The 14,814-nt window shown below is 73.6% G+C and carries 14 protein-coding genes and 1 pseudogene; 7 read left to right on the top strand and 8 right to left on the bottom strand.

The window, feature by feature from the left end; genetic code table 11:
- Window positions 1–19: 19 nt before the first annotated feature.
- The gene (locus HTV45_RS08125; protein ID WP_215204961.1) at window positions 20–1,447 is read right to left on the bottom strand and encodes an HtaA domain-containing protein; all 1,428 of its coding nucleotides are present in this window, start codon (window positions 1,445–1,447) and stop codon (window positions 20–22) included.
- Window positions 1,448–1,557: 110 nt separating this feature from the next.
- On the opposite strand from HTV45_RS08125, the gene HTV45_RS08120 reads away from it, so the two are divergent.
- From HTV45_RS08120 to HTV45_RS08105, 5 genes and pseudogenes are all read left to right on the top strand, one after another.
- Complete coding sequence (locus HTV45_RS08120) at window positions 1,558–2,559, top strand: hemin ABC transporter substrate-binding protein (RefSeq protein WP_251691671.1); 1,002 nt, start codon at window positions 1,558–1,560, stop codon at window positions 2,557–2,559.
- A gap of 98 nt (window positions 2,560–2,657) precedes the next feature.
- Entirely contained in the window at window positions 2,658–3,668 is a 1,011-nt protein-coding gene (locus HTV45_RS08115) for an iron ABC transporter permease (RefSeq protein ID WP_251691730.1), read from the top strand.
- 41 nt (window positions 3,669–3,709) lie between these two features.
- Entirely contained in the window at window positions 3,710–4,567 is an 858-nt protein-coding gene (locus tag HTV45_RS08110) for a heme ABC transporter ATP-binding protein (RefSeq protein WP_215205095.1), read from the top strand.
- Between the two features lie 27 nt (window positions 4,568–4,594).
- Window positions 4,595–4,804, top strand: a pseudogene (locus HTV45_RS34160) (hypothetical protein); the annotation flags it as partial.
- Window positions 4,788–5,678, top strand: a complete 891-nt coding sequence (locus HTV45_RS08105; protein WP_308309324.1) for a hypothetical protein — start codon at window positions 4,788–4,790, stop codon at window positions 5,676–5,678. The pseudogene HTV45_RS34160 and the gene HTV45_RS08105, both read left to right, overlap by 17 nt.
- 31 nt (window positions 5,679–5,709) lie before the next feature.
- On the opposite strand, the gene HTV45_RS08100 is transcribed toward HTV45_RS08105, so the two are convergent.
- Together HTV45_RS08100 and HTV45_RS08095 are read right to left on the bottom strand one after the other, a co-directional pair.
- Entirely contained in the window at window positions 5,710–6,453 is a 744-nt protein-coding gene (locus HTV45_RS08100) for a bifunctional DNA primase/polymerase (protein WP_215204958.1), read from the bottom strand.
- A gap of 393 nt (window positions 6,454–6,846) precedes the next feature.
- The gene (locus tag HTV45_RS08095) at window positions 6,847–7,494 is read right to left on the bottom strand and encodes a TetR/AcrR family transcriptional regulator (protein ID WP_215204957.1); all 648 of its coding nucleotides are present in this window, start codon (window positions 7,492–7,494) and stop codon (window positions 6,847–6,849) included.
- A 111-nt stretch (window positions 7,495–7,605) separates the two neighbouring features.
- On the opposite strand from HTV45_RS08095, the gene HTV45_RS08090 reads away from it, so the two are divergent.
- Window positions 7,606–7,797, top strand: coding sequence for a DUF6243 family protein (locus tag HTV45_RS08090; protein ID WP_215204956.1), 192 nt, complete (start codon window positions 7,606–7,608; stop codon window positions 7,795–7,797).
- A 10-nt stretch (window positions 7,798–7,807) separates the two neighbouring features.
- Here the strand turns inward: HTV45_RS08090 and HTV45_RS08085 are convergent, their stop codons facing one another.
- From HTV45_RS08085 to HTV45_RS08070, 4 genes are all read right to left on the bottom strand, one after another.
- Window positions 7,808–8,809: a small ribosomal subunit Rsm22 family protein gene (locus tag HTV45_RS08085; RefSeq protein ID WP_215204955.1), complete on the bottom strand. Its 1,002-nt coding sequence runs from the start codon at window positions 8,807–8,809 to the stop codon at window positions 7,808–7,810.
- A gap of 244 nt (window positions 8,810–9,053) precedes the next feature.
- The gene (locus HTV45_RS34795; RefSeq protein ID WP_285899626.1) at window positions 9,054–9,182 is read right to left on the bottom strand and encodes a hypothetical protein; all 129 of its coding nucleotides are present in this window, start codon (window positions 9,180–9,182) and stop codon (window positions 9,054–9,056) included.
- Window positions 9,183–9,525: 343 nt separating this feature from the next.
- Window positions 9,526–10,704: a serine hydrolase gene (locus HTV45_RS08075; RefSeq protein ID WP_215204953.1), complete on the bottom strand. Its 1,179-nt coding sequence runs from the start codon at window positions 10,702–10,704 to the stop codon at window positions 9,526–9,528.
- Window positions 10,656–11,996 carry a multidrug effflux MFS transporter gene (locus HTV45_RS08070; protein ID WP_215204952.1) on the bottom strand — a complete coding sequence of 447 codons (1,341 nt, stop codon included), beginning with the start codon at window positions 11,994–11,996 and terminating at the stop codon, window positions 10,656–10,658. Before HTV45_RS08070 ends, HTV45_RS08075 begins: the two co-directional genes overlap by 49 nt.
- 143 nt (window positions 11,997–12,139) lie before the next feature.
- Between HTV45_RS08070 and HTV45_RS08065 the strand changes: the two genes are divergently transcribed.
- Entirely contained in the window at window positions 12,140–13,165 is a 1,026-nt protein-coding gene (locus tag HTV45_RS08065; RefSeq protein WP_215204951.1) for a Gfo/Idh/MocA family protein, read from the top strand.
- Here HTV45_RS08065 and HTV45_RS08060 read toward each other — a convergent pair.
- Complete coding sequence (locus HTV45_RS08060) at window positions 13,152–14,804, bottom strand: alkaline phosphatase (RefSeq protein ID WP_215204950.1); 1,653 nt, start codon at window positions 14,802–14,804, stop codon at window positions 13,152–13,154. The two genes, HTV45_RS08065 and HTV45_RS08060, sit on opposite strands and share 14 nt — an antisense overlap.
- Between the last annotated feature and the right edge of the window lie 10 nt (window positions 14,805–14,814).

Genomic DNA, 14,814 nt, shown 5'->3' with positions numbered 1-14,814 from the left:
ACTCCTTGGGTGATGGGGTTCAGTCGTTCTGCGGGGTGTCCGCGGCGGCCGGCTGCGCGCGGCGCCTGCGGACGGTGAACGCGGCCGCGGCGGCGAGCGCCAGCAGTGATCCGGCCGCCAGTGCGAGGGGGAGGACGGGAGGTGTGCCGTCGGTGCCGTCCTGCCGCGCGGCCTTGGCCACCGGCTCGGACGAGGCTGCCGGTGAGGACGGGGACGGGGTGCTGCCGAGGTCCGGGAGCGCGGGGAGTCCGGCGTTCCTGGTGAGGGCCACGGCCAGGGAGACCGGGTCCATCACGGTTCCCTCGGGGTACATGCCGGCGAAGGCCTTCGCACCCCGCGCCGTGAGTTTCGCGGGGGCCTCGGTGAGCGTGGCGAGGCCGGCCCTCGCCTTGAGGTCCCTGGCCGTGAAGGTGACCAGCGGGACCTTCCGGCCGGTGTGGTCCGGTGACGTCACATCGGCGTAGAGGGTGCCCGTGCCGTCCTCGACGGTGACGCGGACGCCGCTCAGGGTCAGATCGAGGCCGTGCTCGCCGGTGAAGCGGACCGCGCCCTTGAAGGAGGCGGCCAGTTCGCCGTCGTCGTACGTCCCCTCGCCGTCCGGGAAGCGGAAGAGGGCGCCGCCGTCCAGGGCGCCGGAGGACAGGATCCACCGTCCGTCGGCGATGTCCCCGGTGACGTACTCGCGGAAGGTGCGGCGCACACCCCAGTCGACGGCTCCGCCGGTGAGTCCGCGCGTCTTCGGGGAGTCCGAAGTCGCCTTGGGCGTCGGCGTCTTCGGTGTCTTCGGCGTCTTAGCCGCCGGGGCACGCGACGGCTCCCGCTGTGCCGCCGGCCGTACGTCCGCCGAGAGGCTCACCGGGTCGAGTGCCGTCCCGGCCGTGTAGTAGCCGGCGAAGGACCGCGCGCCCTGGGTGGTGAGGGTGGCGGGAAGGTTCGTGAGGACGACGGAGGTGCCGCCGCCCCGCATGTCGATCCCGCCCAGGGAGAGGGAGGCGAAGGGCACTTGGTGGGACGTCGTGACCGCTCCCGTGTCCTTCGCCCTGCTGGTGACGTCCACGTGGAGCGTGCCGGTCGAGCCGGAGACGCTCACGGTGGGACGGCTGAGGGTGAGGTCGAGCTGGTGCGCCCCGGACCCCGTGGGGTGGCCGGTGAAGCGCACCCCGCCGGAGAAGGCTGCCCGGAAGGCGCCGGTGTCGCCGTCGTACGTACCCGTCGCCGAGTGGAAGCGGAATCCGCTGCCGCCGACGGTGGCAGCGCCGCCGCCGAGGGAGTAACTCCCCTTCGCGACCGGCCCGGTGACATAGCGCTGGAAGGAGGTCTTGATGCCCCAGTCCAGCCGGCCCCCTTGGACGGTGCGGTTCTCGGCGTGGGCCGTGGCGGCCGGGAGGAGCGCTCCCAGGACGGCCGCGCAGAGGACGGTCACCAGGGTGCGCAGGCGGGTGGGCATGGGTGGTCCTCCGGAGACGACAGCCGGTAGCGGATTTAGGTAAGGCTAACCTAAGCTGCATCAGGCATCATCCACCACGGCCGGAAGGATCGGACGGAACCGTGCGACGCTTGCGCACCAGACGGGCGGGAGCACTGCTGTCCGTGCTCGCCCTCACCCTCACCGCGACCGCATGCGGAGGACCGGCCGACACGGCGGCCACTCCCCCGGCGGAGGAATCCTCCGCGCGCCCGGACCGCGTGGAACCCCTCGCCGGCACACCGGAACCGGAACTCCCGGTCGCCGTCCGCTCCGCCGACGGCCGCGAGCTGACGGTCGAGCGGGCCGAGCGCCTCGTACCGCTCTCCGGCAGCCTCGGCGAGATCGTGTTCACCCTGGGCCTCGGGGACCGGGTCGTCGCCCGCGATGTCACGGCCACCTTCGAGCAGGCCGCCGAACTGCCCGTCGTCACCCGGGGACACGACGTCTCCGCGGAGGGCGTGCTGTCACTGCGGCCCGACCTGGTGATCGCCGAGACCACCTCGGGGCCCGCGGAGGCCATGGACCAGATCCGCGCCGCCGGGATACCGGTCCTGGTCGTCGACGGGGCCACCGGGCTCGACGACGTGGGCCCGCGCATCGCGGCCGTGGCCGAGGCACTCGGCGTACCGTCCGCGGGCCGGGAGCTGACCCGTCGCACCGAACGGCGCATCACCGCCGTGACCGGGTCGCTCCCCCGGGACGAAGTCCGGCCGCGGGTCGCGTTCCTGTATCTGCGCGGTTCCGCCTCCGTGTATCTCATCGGCGGCAGGGGATCGGGCGCCACCTCGCTGATCGAGGCCGCGGGTGCGGCGGACGCCGGGGCCGAGTCCGGGCTGGAGAAGGACTTCACCGCCATCACCAGCGAGGCGCTGGTGAGAGCGGCCCCCGACGCCGTCCTGGTGATGTCGAAGGGGCTGGAGTCCGTCGGGGGTGTGGACGGGCTGGTGAAGATCCCCGGCGTCGCCCAGACCCCTGCCGGGACGGACCGGCGGATCGTGTCCGTCGAGGACGGCGTCCTGCTCAGCTACGGGCCGCGTACGGACCAGGTGCTGGAGTCGGTCGTGGAACAGTTGTACGGCGGTGGCGCGTGAGCGTCCTGGAGAGTGCCGGGAAGACCGTGCGGGGACCGGTAGCGGAACCGGTCCGCCGATCTCCGAGGCGGCCGCGCCGACCGCGCACCACCGGCTGGCTGTTGACCGCGGGACTCGTCACCGCTCTGCTCGTCCTTGTCCCGGTCGCCGCCGGGACCGGCGCCTATCCCGTGCCCGTCGGGGACGTGCTCGCCTCCGTGCAGCACCGGATCGGGCTCGGCGGCACCGGGCTGGACCGGGTCGCCGAGTCGGTGCTGTGGAACGTACGGTTCCCGAGGATCGTGCTCGCCCTGCTCGTCGGTGCGTCGCTGGGTTGCGCGGGCGCGCTGATGCAGGGCGTGTTCGGCAATCCGCTCGCCGAACCGGGCGTCATCGGGGTCTCCTCCGGCGCGGCGGTGGGCGCGGTGGCGGCCATCACGCTGGGATGGGACTTCGCCGGGAACTGGACGGTCTCGGTGCCGGCGTTCGCCGCCGGGCTGTTCACCGTACTGCTCGTGTACGGGATGTCCCGCTCGGGCGGCCGCACGGAAGTGGTGACGCTGATCCTCACCGGGATCGCGGTGAACGCCTTCGCGGGCGCCCTCATCGGGCTGTTCCTGTTCTTCGCGGACACCGCCGCCGTCAACCAGATCACCTTCTGGCAGCTCGGTTCGCTCTCCCAGGCCACCTGGCCGAAGGTGCTCGCGGTCCTGCCGTGCGCGGCGCTCGGGCTGGCCGTCGCGCCCCTGTACGCCCGCCGGCTCGACCTGCTGGCGCTCGGCGAACGCCCGGCCCGGCATCTGGGCGTCGATGTGGAGCGGCTGCGGATCGTGCTCGTCCTGGTCATCGCGCTGCTGACGGCGGCGGCGGTGAGTGTGTCGGGGATCGTCGGGTTCGTGGGGCTGGTCGTGCCGCATCTGCTGCGGATGGCGGCCGGTCCCGGGCACCGGTTCCTGCTGCCGGGCAGTGCGCTGCTGGGCGCGCTGGTGCTGCTGGCGGCCGATCTCACGGCCCGTACCGTCGCCGATCCCGCCGAACTCCCCCTCGGTGTTCTCACGGCGCTGCTCGGCAGCCCGTTCTTCTTCTGGCTGTTGCGCCGGACCCGGCGCAGGCAGGGAGGCTGGGCATGAACCGGCAGCCAAACATGAGGCTTGGCAGGAGGCTGGACGGGATGCGTGTCCCCGGCACGCTCCGCGGGATCCGCGCGCGCCGCCACCCCGCTCCGCCGGCCGCCCCCGGGCCCGGCGAGGTGCTCGCGGAGACCGAGGGGCTGTCCGTCCGGCTCGGTGCCCGCGAGGTTCTCACCGATGTCGGCGTCCGGGTCCGCGCCGGTGAGGTGCTGGCCCTCGTCGGGCCCAACGGTGCGGGGAAGTCGACGCTGTTGAGCGTCCTCGCCGCCGATCTGCCGCCCACCGCCGGGTGCGTACGGATCCTGGGGCGTCCGGTGTCGGACTGGTCCGCGCGCGAACTCGCGTTGCGCCGTGCCGTGTTGCCCCAGTCGGCGGCTCTCTCCTTTCCGTTCACGGTCGAGGAGGTGGTGCGGATGGGCCGCGCGCCCTGGGCCGCCGCCCGGCCGGAGGAGGACGAGGCGGCCGTGGCCGGGGCGATGGCCGCCACCGAGGTGACCGGCTTCGCCGCCCGCCCGTTCTCGGCGCTCAGCGGGGGTGAGCGGGCCCGGGTCGCACTCGCCCGGGTCCTCGCCCAGCGCACCCCGCTGCTCCTGCTCGACGAACCGACGGCCGCTCTCGACCTTCGGCACCAGGAGCTGGTGCTGCGGTTGTGCCGGCAGCGAGCTCTCGCCGGTGACGCGGTGGTCGTCGTGCTGCACGACCTCGGGCTCGCGGCTGCCTACGCGCACCGGGTGGCGGTCCTGCGCGCCGGCCGGGTCGCGGCCGGCGGCCCGCCGGAGGAGGTCTTCACCGGGGAACTGCTGTCGCAGGTGTACGACCAGCCGGTCGAGGTGTTCCCGCATCCACGGACGGGGGCACTGCTGGTCCTTCCGGCCAGGGAGGACCGGGCCCCCGTCTGACCCGCATCCGGCGGCCCGGCCGGCCGTCAGGTCACGGTGTGGCCGCTCTCCCCGGTCCCGGCGCTCGCACGACTGCTCGCCCCGGTAGGGTTCGCCTCCGGGAAGGGGAAGGTGAAGGAACCGGATGAGCAGGGATCGCGGCCTTCGAAGGCTCCGCAGGCACCGCAGGCTCGGCACATGGGCGCTCGTGTCCGCCCTGTCGCTGACGGCGAGCGGCTGTGTGGTGGTGCACGGTGAGCGCGAGGTGCTCCCGGCCACCACCCGCGCCGAAGCCGCCGAGGCGCTCGAGGAGTTCACGGCCGCGTACAACAAGGCCGACCAGGCGTACGACGGTTCCCTGGACGCCGATCACACCACCGGTGCCCTCGCCGACATCGACCAGGCCCGGCTGAAGGCCGGGCGGGTCAACAACCCCGAGGGCAACCCGCGTCACACGCCGCTGGAGCTGACGGACGCGAGGTTCACCATTCCCGCGAAGGCGGGCTGGCCGCGCTGGTTCCTCGCCGACGCGGACGGCAACAAGGGCGGCGACGTCCGCTGGCTGCTGGTGTTCACCCGGAACGGGCTGGACGAGCCGTGGGAGGCGGCGTACCTGACGCTGGTGGCCCCGGACGACATACCGGAGTTCAAGACGGACCGGGACGGCTGGGCGGAGACCGTGGACGCGAACTCGGCCGATGTGGCGGTCCCACCGGGCGAGTTGAGCCGGGACTACACCGCGTTCCTCAAGGACGGCGGGGACGTCTTCGCGGACGGTCCGTACACCAGCGCATGGCGGGCCGCGCGGGCGAAGAAGTCACAGCGGCCGGGTCTGGCCACGCAGTACATCGACGAGCCGATGACGAACGGCGACTACGCGCCGCTGGCGCTGCGTACCGCGGACGGCGGGGCGCTGGTGTTCTTCGCCACGCGCCACTTCGAGAAGCAGACGGCCGCGGCGGGGGCGACGGTACCGACCCCGAACAAGGACGTGCTGGCGCTGACGACCGGGGAGATACGGCAGTCGCTGACGATGGAGTTCGTCTCCAACGAGGTGGCGCTGGACCCGGCGGACGGCGGGGTGGAGGTCCTGGGGCGCATCCAGGGACTGACGTCGGCGAAGGGCGAGTGAGTCCCGGGCGCGAGCCGGCGGTCCCGGTGACTCAGCGGCGCGAGGGCCAGGCCGTGCCCGCGTGGTCGGCCGGGTCGCCGATGTGGCGGGCGCAGGCCTCGGTGAGGTACTCCAGCAGCGTCAGCGGGTCCGGCAGCGGGTGCTCGGGGCCGCGCACCCAGGACACCGACCGGTCACCGTCGCCGTTGCCGGGCAGGCGGGCGGGCGGTACCAGGACGTAGGAGCCCCGGCAGTGCCAGCGCAGGCCGGGGTGCTCGTCCATGGTTTCCGGGTGGCAGTCCAGCTCGCACGGCCACCACTCGTCCTCCTCCTCGGGGGTGCCGCGGGTGAGGGTGAAGAACAGCAGGCGGCCGTCGTCGCTCGCGGCGACCGGGCCGACCTCGACACCGGCGTCGAGCAGCCGGGTGAGCGCCTCGTGGCCGGCGGCGAGGGGGACGTCGAGGACGTCGTGCACCATGCCGGTCGCGGTGATGAAGTTGGCTTCGGGCTGGTGGCGGGCCCAGCGCTCGATCTGGCCACGGTCGGTCGTGGACTGCGTCTGCCAGGCGAAGGACACCGGGTGCCGGGCGGGGGTGGGACAGCCCACGCGGTCGCAGGAGCAGCCGTACTCGGCGGCGGGGTGTGCGGCGGGCGCCAGCGGCAGTCCCGCGCCGGCGGCGGCGAGCAGCAGCGCCTCGCGGTCGCCCTCGTCGGCGGCCGGCTTCGGTCGGCGTCCGCGCAGCCACTGGGAGATCCGGCCCTGCCGGCCGCTCCGCTCACCGAACTCCGCGCTCATCTAGCTCCTCGCCTCGCCGTCCTGCGCACCAGGATGCCCTATGGTTCCACGATCGTGCGCATCGGGGGGCCGGAGCCCACAATCGGCGCAGGTGGGACGAGGGGGACCTGAACGGACGAGGGGCGCCCCGCGGGACGAAGGGGACGCCCGCGCGGCGGGTGACCAGCCGTGACGCCCGGCCCGCCGGCTGCGCACCGGGCGCCACGGGCGCCGGCGTCGAGGCGGGCGTCGAGGCCGCCCGTGACGCGGACCCGACCCGCGCGGTGCGCTCCGGATTCCCCGGGCCCCCGGGCCCACACGGCGTACGCCGGCCCCGCGCGGGGCTCGGGGGTGGTGGGTGCAGTGCCGTACCGGGACGGTGGAGGGCGTACGGCCTCCGGAGGGGCGGCGGGGTCAGCGGGGGGCGAGGCCGTACAGGGCGTAGTCGACGAGGGTGTCGGTGTACTCGTGGCTGATGGGGGCCGTGTACTGGAGCCAGCGCTGGGCGAGGGGGGAGACGAAGAGCTCCAGGGCGATACGCGGGTCGACGTCGGCGCGGATGTCTCCGGCCTGCCGGGCCGCGCGCAGACGGTCGACGTAGAGCTGGAGCTGTGGTTCCAGCAGCGCGGCGACGAACCGGCGGCCGAGCTCCTCGTTGACGACGCCTTCGGCGGCCAGGGCGCGGGAGGGGGCCTCGAAGGCGGGGTCGCGCAGTTCGTCGACGGTGGCGCGCAGGACGTGCTTGAGGTCGGCGGCGAGGTCGCCGGTGTCCGGGAGTGCGTACGTGGTCTGCTGTCCGCCCGCCGCCCGGGACGCCTCTTCGGCGGCCCGCTCGCTCAGGTCGAGGAACGCCTCCAGGAGCACGTCCGCCTTGGACGGCCACCAGCGGTAGATCGTCTGCTTGCCGACACCCGCGCGGGACGCGATGCCCTCGATGGTGGTCCTCGGGTAGCCGACCTCGGAGACCAGGGCGAGGGCGGCGTCGTAGATGGCCCGCCGGGAGCGCTCGCTGCGGCGGGTGGCGTCGGGGGCCGACTGGGCGGCGGACTGTTTCTGGGACATGGGTAGAAGTTACCAGATTGACAAGACGGTGCGTCTCGTTGGACAGTGGTGCAGTCAGGAAGCGAGACGACACGTCTCGTCTATCCATCGTGGGAAGGGAAGGTCGTCACCATGACGCGAGGCGGAACCGGCGACATGCTGGGGGTCGGCGGCACCCGACAGCACCTCGGCCGCAAGGCGCTGCGCGGCGGCGGGCGCGGCGGACGGATCGGGGGCGGGCTCGATCCGCAGGCACGGAAGCGGGAGTTGCTGCGCAAGCTGCGGGAGCAGCGGGAGCAGCAAGAGCAGCGGGGCGAGAAGTGAGTGCGGGCGGTCAGGCCCCGGGGAGCGGCGGCCAGGGGTCGCCCCAGTCCGTGTCCCGGGCCGCCCGGTACAGGTCGCCGTGGCGTTTGGTGACCGTGGTCCGGCCGAGGGCCGGGTCCTTCTCGCAGAGGTCGAGGAGGACCTGGCCCTTGCGGATCTGCGGCTTGCGGACGACCCGGGCCGGGGCCGGCGTGACCGGGTCGCGGGTGGCGGCCACGTAGCCGAACTTCTCGTCCTCGTACGCGAGAGAACCGCCCTTGACCTGGCGGTGCAGCGAGGAACGGCTGACCCGTGCGGAGAAGTGGCACCAGTCCGCGCCGGGCACGATGGGGCAGGCGGCGCTGTGCGGACAGGGGGCGGCGATGTGGAAGCCGGCGGAGACGAGGCGGTCACGGGCCTCGATGACGCGGGCGTAGCCGTCGGGGGTGCCGGGTTCGACGATGACGACGGACCGCGCGGCGGCGGCGGCCGCGTCGACGAGGGCGGCGCGGTCGGCGGCGGTGAGCTCGTTGAGCACGTAGGAGACGGTGACGAGATCAGTGCTCTCGAGTGTGAGCGCCGATCCGATACGAGAGCGGTGCCATCGGGTCCCCCGCAGGGCGGGGTTCGCGGCGGCGAGTTCCCGGCCGAGGGCGAGGGCGGGTTCCGCCCAGTCGAGGACGGTCACGGGGCGCTCCCCGCCCCAGGTCGCGTTCACGGCCCAGGCCGCGGCGCCGGTGCCGCCGCCGATGTCGGTGTGGTCGCCGGGCGCCCATCCGGGCACCGCGTCCGCGAACGCCTCCAGCGCCGAGCGCACGGCCTCGAAGGTCGCGGGCATGCGGTAGGCGGCGTACGCGGCCACGTCGGCGCGGTCGCGCAGGATGGGGGCCCCTGTGGGGGTCGCCCCGCGGTAGGTGGCGATCAGCCGCTCGACGGCCTGCGTGGCCTGCCGCGCCGGAAGCCCGTCGAGCAGCCCGGCGAGGGCGGAGCGCAGGGTCTCGGCGGTGGACAGGGAGGAGGCGGGGGCGTTCACCCGGCGATTCTACGGGGGTGCGGGGCTCGGCCGTGGCCGTCGGCCGAGCGGACGCCGGTGTCGCGCGGGTGCCTGTGTGTCGGTTGGTCGGGGGACGTCTGCGCGGCCCGGCGCTTGCGGGGGTGTCGTCGCGCCCTTCCGCGCCGTCCCGGGGCACCTTCCAGGCCCTTGAGGCACCGGGGCCGGGGAGGGCGGGAGCAGGACGGCCCCCGCTCGAGAGCGACGTGCCGGGCACCCGCCACCCCTACGTGCTCTCTTCCGCCGCGTTCCGGCTCAGGGCGAGGAGCACCTGCCCCAGCTCGTTCGGCATCACGGCGATCCCGAAGGATCCTTCGGGGGAGGTGCACTCGACGATGGCGCACCGGGCATTCATCCTCATTCCCTCGCGCCGCGACGGCGCACGCAGGCCGGTCCGCGTCGGCCTGGCCGGGAACCGCACCTCCGCGCCGGCTCGGGTACGGGGCTCCCATGTCATCGTGGACGGCCCCATCGCCATCCGCCCGCGAAGCCACCGCCCCTCGTGGGCAGCCTGCCGCAGCAGGCAGGGAACCCTGATCACATCCCCCCGGGCAGCGCTCACCGCACGGTGCCGCACCTTCCGGCCCAACCACCACGCCGTGACCGCGCCGGCCACGAGGGCCACCACCCATTCGATCACTGGCGCATTCAAGCAGCACCCGGCACAAGTGCCCAGCCCCTGGCGGCGGCAGGCGCCCTCAGATGCCTCGTACCGCCTGGGCCAGCCGGGTCGCCGCCTCCGCTCTGGGGCCGCTGTCCGGAGAGGACGGGCGGCGGGGGTGGACGGTGTTGGCCAGGAGGATCAGATAGGTGTCCGTGGCGCGGTCGAGGACCAGGGAGGTACCCGTGAAACCGGTGTGGCCCGCGGCGCCGCGGCCGGACAGGCCGCCCATGAACCAGGGCTGGTCCAGGGCGAATCCCAGGCCGGGCGGGGTGAACAGCAGGTCGGTGAAGTCGGGGCCGAGGATGCGGGCGGGGCCGTACGAGCCGCCCGCCAGCAGGGTGCGGCAGAACACGGCGAGGTCCCGGCCGGTGGAGAACAGTCCCGCATGGCCGGCCACGCCCCCCAGCGCCCAGGCGTTCTCGTCGTGCACCTCGCCCCGCAGCATCCCCCGGTCCGCCTTGGCCCACGGCCGCCGCTGGTCCTCGGTCGCGGCCGCGGCCGGGCACAGACCGAAGCCGGTCGCGGTCATGCCGAGCGGCCGGGTGATGCCGTCCCGGACCAGCGTGTCCAGTGTGCGGCGGGTGAGGCGTTCCAGGACGTGCTGGAGGAGCAGCATGTTCAGGTCGGAGTAGCAGTAGGTGCCGGGCACGCCTGCCGGGGGTTCCGCGCGGAGCAGCGCGAGTCGTTCCGCGTCGTCGGCGCGGTCGTACAGCGGGAGTTCGGGGCGCAGTCCGGAGGTGTGGGTGAGCAGCTGGCGCACGGTGATGCCGTGCCGGGCCGCCGCCGTGAAGTCCGGGAGGTAGGCGCCCACGCGCGCGTCGATGCCCAGGGTGCCCCGCTCGATCTGCTGCACGGCGGCGACGGAGGTGAACAGCTTGGTCAGCGAGGCCAGGTCGAAGGGCGTGTGCACGGTCATCGGGACGCGGCCGCCGGGCGGCAGTTCGACCGGGGCGTCCGTGCCGCGGTCGTACGACGCGTAGCGCACGGCCCAGCCCGCCGCCTCCTGCACGGCGATCACCGGGCCGCGGCCGGCGACCACGACGGCGCCCGCCGCCCAGGGCCGCTCCCCCTCGGTGCGGGCCCGGACCGCCCGGACCAGGTGCCGGAGTTCCCCGGCGTCGAGCCCGGCCTGCCGCGGCGTGCCGTGACGCAGTCGCGGGGCGCTCAGATGCCCCCGCCCTTCTCCGCCGTCCGCGCGTTCCACGGACGGCACATACCCAGGAAGCAGCCCAGCGCCACCAGGGCGGAGACCAGTTGGACGACGGCCATCGGCACGGCGGTGTCCTCGCCGGCCACTCCGACCAGCGGGGACGCGATCGCGGCGATGAGGAAGGACGTCGTACCGAGCAGGGCAGACGCGGAGCCGGCCGCGTGCCGGGTGCGCACCAGGGCGAGGGTCTGGGTGTTGGGCATGGTGATGCCCATCGCGGACATCAGCACGAACAGCGCGGCGGCCACCGGCACCAGCCCGGTCTCGCCGAACACACCGAGCGACATCAGCAGCAGCGCGCTCGCGGCGAGGACCACGACGGCGAGCCCGATGCCGAGCACCTTGTCCAGCCGGACCCGGCCGACCAGGATCTTGCCGTTGACCTGCCCCATGATCATCAGGCCGATCGAGTTGAGGCCGAACAGCAGGCTGAACGTCTGCGGGGAGGCGCCGTAGATCTCCTGCACGACGAAGGGCGAGGCCGCGACGTAGGCGAAGAGGGACGCGAAGGCGAACCCGCCGGCGAGCATGTAGCCGGTGAAGGCCCGGTCGGCGAGCAGTCGGCGCATCGAGCCGAGTGCCTCGCCGACGCCGCCGCCGTGACGTTCGGCGGGAGCCAGCGTCTCCGGCAGCCTCGTCCAGACGACGGCCGTCAGGAGCACGCCCAGGACGGTGAGCACGACGAACACGCCCCGCCAGTCCGTGACCCGCAGCACCTGCCCGCCGATCAGCGGCGCCATGATCGGCGCCACTCCGGAGATCAGCATCAGGGTCGAGAAGAAGCGGGCCAGGGCCACGCCGTCGTACAGGTCACGCGCGACCGCCCGCGCGATGACGATGCCCGCCGAGCCCGCCAGGCCCTGCACCAGCCGGCAGGCGACCAGGAGCTCGACGGTCGGCGCGAACGCGCACAGCGCGGTGGCGACGACGTAGATCGCGAGGCCGACGAGCAGGGGGCGGCGGCGGCCCCAGCGGTCGCTCATCGGACCGACCACGAGCTGCCCGAGCGCCATGCCGGCCAGGCAGGCGGTGAGGGTGAGCTGGACGGTCGCGGCGGACGCGTGCAGGGAGCGGGTGACCTCCGGCAGGGCGGGGAGGTACATGTCCATCGCCAGCGGGGTCACGGCGGTCAGGCCGCCGAGGATGAAGGTGACCAGCAGGCCGGCACGGGGGACCGCGTCGGTGGTGCGCCGCGCCGGCGGGGCCGGCGTCGCGTCCTGCCCGGACGCCTCCGCCGTGGTGCCCGCTGTCCCGCTCTCGGTCGATTTGGATATGAACGCCCCACCCTCGGGCATGTGACCCCTCCCTTTTCATGCCATCGGCTACCTATGCTCTCAGCTCGTACGGAGTGCTCGGCGTCAACGAGGATGCCATGGGAGCGCTTCCACGACAGTCCGGTGGCGACGCGTCGGCGGAAGACATGAACAGGGTGGGACGAATGACCGAGCAGAAGACACGCTGGGGAATCCTGGCGACCGGCGGGATGGCCGCGACGTTCACGGCGGACCTGGTGGACATGCCGGACGCGGAGATCGTGGCGGTGGCGTCACGGTCGGCCGGGCCGGCGAAGGCGTTCGCGGAGCGGTTCGGGATACCGCGGGCGTACGGGGACTGGGAGTCGCTGGCGCGGGACGAGGAGATCGACGTCGTCTACGTCGCCACTCCGCACGCGGCGCACCGCGCGGCGGCCGGACTGATGCTGGAGTCCGGGCGGAACGTGCTGTGCGAGAAGCCGTTCACGCTGAACGCTCGGGAGGCGGCGGAGCTGGTCGCGCTGGCGCGCGGCACCGGGCGCTTCCTGATGGAGGCGATGTGGATGTACTGCCATCCGATGGTGCGGCGGCTGAAGGCGCTGGTCGACGACGGGGCGATCGGTGAGGTGCGCAGCGTCCACGCGGACTTCGGTCTCGAGGGGCCCTTCCCCGCCTCGCACCGGCTGCGGGACCCGGCGCTGGGCGGGGGCGCGCTGCTGGATCTCGGCGTGTACCCGGTGTCGTTCGCCCAGCTGCTGCTCGGGGAGCCGTCGGAGATCGCGGCGCGAGCGGTGCTCTCGGAGGAGGGCGTCGATCTGCAGACGGGTGCACTGCTCTCCTGGGAGAGCGGCGCTCTCGCTTCGGTGCACTGCTCCATCGTGGGCGGAACGGCGACCTCCGCGTCGATCACCGGTTCGAAGGGCCGGATCGACATCCCGTACGGCTTCTTCTTCCCGGAGCGGTTCACCCTGCACCGGACCGGCCGTGACTCCGAGGAGTTCACGGCGGACCCGGCCGACGGCGCCCGGGGCAGCCTGAAGCACGAGGCGGCCGAGGTGATGCGCGCCCTGCGGGCCGGTGAGACCGAGTCGCCGCTGGTCCCGCTCGACGGCACCCTCGCCGTGATGCGGACGCTCGACACGATCCGGGACCGTGTCGGCGTCCGCTACCCGCAGGAGTCCGCTCAGGCCCCGGTGGTCACGCCGGCTTGAGCCCCTGCTCCCCCGCCTCCGTCACGAAGGAGGCGGCGGTCGTGAGCGGCGCGCCCCGCGTGGTCACGTGGGAGAGCGTCTTGAAGTCGGCGCGCGCCCGCTCACGGCCGAGCGACACCGTCGTGTAGCCGCGCAGCCCGTTGTAGAACCGCAGGTGCGGGTTGGCGGCCAGGTACGTCTCCCAGTTGGCGGGCTTCTCGGAGCCGTTGCCACCACTGCTGACGGACGAGGTGACGATCTCCGTGCCCACGGTCCTCGAGCCCGGATCGGAGAAGTCGCGTTTGATGTCGAAGCCGTAGTGCACGTGCACGTCGCCGGTGAGGACCATGAGGTTCTCGACTCCGGCGGCCTGCGCGCCGGCCAGCACCCGCTCGCGGGAGGCCGGGTAGCCGTCCCAGGAGTCCATCGAGACCTGGGACGGCGCCGTGGCCGAGTTGAACCGCTGGGAGAACGTGACCTGTTGGGGCAGCACGTTCCACACGGCGTCCGAGCGACGCCAGCCGCCCAGCAGCCAGCGCTCCTGGGCGTCACCGGTGAGGGTGCGCGCGGGGTTCTCGGACTCGGGACCCGGGTACCGCCAGCCGTCGCCGTAGGCCTGGTCGGAGCGGTACTGACGGGTGTCGAGCACGTCGAACTGGGCCAGCCGGCCCCAGTGCAGCCGGCGGTGGAGCTTCAGGTCCGGGCCGTCGGGAAGCTGCGGCCGGCGCAGCGGCATGTTCTCCCAGTAGGCCCGGTAGGCGGCGGCCCGGCGCAGCAGGAACTCCTCCGGCGGCACGCTGTTCTCGGGGGTGCCGCCGGCGTAGTTGTTCTCGGTCTCGTGGTCGTCCCAGGTGACGACGAAGGGGTGCGCGGCGTGTGCGGCCCGCAGGTCGGGGTCGGACTTGTAGAGGGCGTACCGCAGCCGGTAGTCCTCCAGCGTGACCGTCTCGCGCCGGAACAGGTCGGGCAGGGTGCCGGCCGGGTAGGCGCGGGCTCCGGCGACGTCGTCGACGGCGTACTCGTAGAGGTAGTCGCCGAGGTGGAGGACGACGTCCAGGTCCTCCTCGGCGAGGTGCCGGTAGGCGGTCCAGTAGCCCTGGTCGTAGCGCTGGCAGGAGACCACGCCGAAGGTGAGGCCCGCGGTCCGGCTGCGGGAGGCGGGCGCGGTGCGGGTACGGCCGGCCGGGCTCACGAAGCGGCCCGCCCGGAAGCGGTAGTGATAGACCTGCCCGGGGGCGAGGTGACCGGCCTCGACGTGCACGGAGTGGTGGAACTCGGGGTGGGCGGTCGCCTTGCCCCGTCTGACGACGCGGCGGAACCGCTCGTCGAGGGCGATCTCCCAGTCGACGGTGACGCGTTTCGCGGGCAGCCCGCTGTCGGCCCGGTACGGGACGGGGGCCAGCCGGGTCCACAGCAGGACGGAGTCGGGGTGGGGGTCGCCGGAGGCGACGCCGAGCGTGAAGGGGTCGTCGGTGATCCGGGCGGTGTCGAGTTCGGCGGCGGCCGCGGTGCGCGCGCCGGGTACGTTGACCGCGAAGGCGAGTGCGGCGGCGGCCCCGGTGGCGGTCAGGAAGCGGCGGCGGCCGATGTGCCGTGCCGCGGCGCGGAGTTCGGGGGCGTGCGGTGAGGCGTGCTGCGACTGGCGGACCTCGGGTGTCATCCGTTCCTCC

This window comes from Streptomyces sp. CHD11, assembly GCF_018638295.1.
Classification (GTDB): domain Bacteria; phylum Actinomycetota; class Actinomycetes; order Streptomycetales; family Streptomycetaceae; genus Streptomyces.
Note: the sequence above shows the minus strand (reverse complement) of the source record. Positions and strands in the feature narration are given on the sequence as shown.

What these genes read in the sequence shown, in the direction of transcription:
- HTV45_RS08125 (WP_215204961.1), bottom strand. Translation starts at nt 1,447, where the DNA reads ATGCCCACCCGCCTGCGCACCCTGGTGACCGTCCTCTGCGCGGCCGTC.
- HTV45_RS08110 (WP_215205095.1), top strand. Translation starts at nt 3,710, where the DNA reads ATGCGTGTCCCCGGCACGCTCCGCGGGATCCGCGCGCGCCGCCACCCC.
- HTV45_RS08100 (WP_215204958.1), bottom strand. Translation starts at nt 6,453, where the DNA reads ATGAGCGCGGAGTTCGGTGAGCGGAGCGGCCGGCAGGGCCGGATCTCC.
- HTV45_RS08095 (WP_215204957.1), bottom strand. Translation starts at nt 7,494, where the DNA reads ATGTCCCAGAAACAGTCCGCCGCCCAGTCGGCCCCCGACGCCACCCGC.
- HTV45_RS08090 (WP_215204956.1), top strand. Translation starts at nt 7,606, where the DNA reads ATGACGCGAGGCGGAACCGGCGACATGCTGGGGGTCGGCGGCACCCGA.
- HTV45_RS34795 (WP_285899626.1), bottom strand. Translation starts at nt 9,182, where the DNA reads ATGAATGCCCGGTGCGCCATCGTCGAGTGCACCTCCCCCGAAGGATCC.
- HTV45_RS08070 (WP_215204952.1), bottom strand. Translation starts at nt 11,996, where the DNA reads ATGCCCGAGGGTGGGGCGTTCATATCCAAATCGACCGAGAGCGGGACA.
- HTV45_RS08065 (WP_215204951.1), top strand. Translation starts at nt 12,140, where the DNA reads ATGACCGAGCAGAAGACACGCTGGGGAATCCTGGCGACCGGCGGGATG.
- HTV45_RS08060 (WP_215204950.1), bottom strand. Translation starts at nt 14,804, where the DNA reads ATGACACCCGAGGTCCGCCAGTCGCAGCACGCCTCACCGCACGCCCCC.